Source organism: Mesorhizobium sp. M1406, from assembly GCF_040317555.1.
In the GTDB taxonomy this organism is placed as follows: domain Bacteria; phylum Pseudomonadota; class Alphaproteobacteria; order Rhizobiales; family Rhizobiaceae; genus Mesorhizobium.
Window position 1 is genome coordinate 1 of sequence record NZ_JAMYKW010000152.1, and the last position, 1627, is coordinate 1627.

Consider the following 1627-nt stretch of genomic DNA (forward strand, 5'->3'; position numbering starts at 1 on the left):
CTTCTAACATCCATACAGGAGCAGCCGCCCGCACCTTGGCTCGGGCGAGACCCCAATCACCCCATCTGTTGAAAAAGTCGCTCGCCGCTGCTCTCTGAGCGTGATTCACTTTGGCCGAAGAGATTCGGAGGTGACGAGTGCGCGGCGGCGACGATCGAGCTGGCGAACTGTTTAGCTACGTGGACCTTGAAGCGCGGGTTCTTCGCAATCATCCATTGCGGGCGATCCGGACGATCGTGAATGAAGCCCTGTCGGCGCTGGAGCGTGAGTTCGCGGCGCTGTATTCGCCGATCGGGCGGCCATCGATCCCGCCTGAGAAGCTGCTGCGGGCGATGCTGTTGCAGGCATTCTATTCGATCCGGCGGAGCGGCTGTTGATGGAGCGGCCGGAATACGACCTTCTGTTCCGCTGGTTCGTCGGGATCGGCGTTGACGATGCGGCCTGGGATCATTCTGTGTTCTCCAAGAACCGCGACCGGTTGCTGGAGGGCGACATCGCCGCAGTTCCTGAGCGCGGTGCTGGCGCAGCCCAAGGTCAAGAGGCTTTTGTCGACGGATCACTTCTCGGTCGACGGCACGCTGATCGAGGCCTGGGCGTCGATGAAGAGCGTCAAGCCGAAGGACGGCTCGGGCGAGCCGCCGGCTCCGGATGGCGGCGGGCGCAACGCTGAAGCGGATTTCCATGGCCAGAAGCGGTCGAACGAAACGCATGCCTCGACCACCGATCCTGATGCCAGGCTCTATCGCAAGGGACAGGGCAAGGAGACGAAGCTGTGCTTCATCGGGCATGGGCTGATGGAGAACCGCCACGGCCTGCTGGTCGATGCCTGCCTGACGCTGGCCGACGGACATGCCGAACGGGTGGCCGCACTGGATATGATCAAACCCTGCGCCGAGCGGCCACAGGCGATCACGCTCGGTGCTGACAAGGCCTACGACGCGGAGGATTTCATCAATGAGTTGCGTTCGATGAAGGTGACGCCGCACGTGGCGCAGAACACCAGCGGCCGCCGGTCGGCGATCGATGGCCGCACGACGCGGCACAGTGGCTATGCCGTCAGCCAGCGCATTCGCAAGCGCATCGAGGAAGCGTTCGGCTGGATCAAGACGGTCGCCGGGCAGCAGAAGACGAAGTTACGTGGCCGCGACCGCGTCGGGTGGGCCTTCACCTTCGCAGCCGCCGCCTACAATCTGGTGCGGCTACCGAAGCTCATGGCGGTGCCGACATGAGCGCGCCGGCAGGCTGCCAGCTGACCGGCCGCTGGCGGATCGTCGAGGCCGACCTGTGGGATCGCGGCTATCTCGACCTGAGCGGCCCTGCCACCATCACTATAGGGGGTGACAACAACGGCGAGATCGCCTTCGGCGCGCTGAAAGCCGGCCTTGATCTCTCCTACGGCCCCTCGATGGTCTTCTTCGTATGGGCTGGCTGCGACGAAATGGACGAAGTCACGGGCGACGGCTCGGCCGAATTGCTCGACGACGGCTCGATCGAGATCACCTTCGCCTATCACAACGGCGACGAGGCCATCCTCAAGGCCAACCGGGATACTTCTTCAACAGATGGGGTGATTGGGGTCTCGCCCGAGCCAAGGTGCGGGCGGCTGCTCCTGTATGGATGTTAGAAC

At 63.5% G+C, this 1627-nt stretch carries 1 protein-coding gene and 1 pseudogene; both read left to right on the forward strand.

Going from position 1 to position 1627, the window contains the following annotated elements; genetic code table 11:
• Positions 1-137 precede the first annotated feature (137 nt).
• Positions 138-1229, forward strand: a pseudogene (locus NKH03_RS34645) (IS5 family transposase).
• Positions 1226-1624, forward strand: a complete 399-nt coding sequence (locus tag NKH03_RS34650) for a hypothetical protein (protein WP_352973328.1) — start codon at positions 1226-1228, stop codon at positions 1622-1624. Before NKH03_RS34645 ends, NKH03_RS34650 begins: the two are co-directional and overlap by 4 nt.
• Positions 1625-1627 lie beyond the last annotated feature (3 nt).

What these genes read in the sequence shown, in the direction of transcription:
- NKH03_RS34650 (WP_352973328.1), top strand. Translation starts at nt 1,226, where the DNA reads ATGAGCGCGCCGGCAGGCTGCCAGCTGACCGGCCGCTGGCGGATCGTC.